This window comes from Bradyrhizobium sp. NBAIM03 (assembly GCF_020194055.1).
Classification (GTDB): Bacteria; Pseudomonadota; Alphaproteobacteria; order Rhizobiales; family Xanthobacteraceae; genus Bradyrhizobium; species Bradyrhizobium yuanmingense.
Genome location: NZ_JADYVS010000109.1, coordinates 1 through 547 on the forward strand (window position 1 = coordinate 1; position 547 = coordinate 547).

Annotated in this window: 1 protein-coding gene; it reads right to left on the minus strand. The window is 58.0% G+C overall.

Features of this window, described 5'->3' with window-relative positions; genetic code table 11:
• The coding region (locus I6F21_RS37615) for an FMN-binding protein (protein ID WP_225184370.1) at positions 1–456 on the minus strand (456 nt) is incomplete at its 3' end.
• Between the last annotated feature and the right edge of the window lie 91 nt (positions 457–547).

Consider the following 547-nt stretch of genomic DNA (forward strand, 5'->3'; position numbering starts at 1 on the left):
GCATGAGAGCGTCGCGCCACTGATGTTACGGATGTCTTTACCAAGCTGCACAGCATCCTGCGCGGTCTTACCAACAAACTGGGCACGCCAGTCGGCATTGCGCACCTCATAGCCATACGTTTCCTGGTACGTCAGGATATCGACGGCGCGCACGGCTCCCTTGGCGTCGAGCGCCACGGCATACGTGATTTTTTCATGCTTGCCCACCACGCGATCCACGATGAACCAGCCGCCAGTCGACACTTTCCAGACCCCCTTGTCATTGAATGGCTCGTGTACCCCGGAGCGCTCGTTCAATGTTTCGCGAATCTGGTCCGTAATCTGGAGAGGCACGGCCTGAAAACTCGCGCCAGGAAACATCTGCGCCTGAGCCTGTTGAACTGTCAGGTATTCCGTCGCTTGGACGGGCACGACCAGCACCGCAAGCGGCACTGCCGCCATGGGAGTCCACTTCATGTCTGTCTCCGTATCAATGGACGCGCTTCAAAATGGGAACGCCACCTTGACCATGAACTCGTTGCGCGCATGCTCGTCACCGAAGATACGG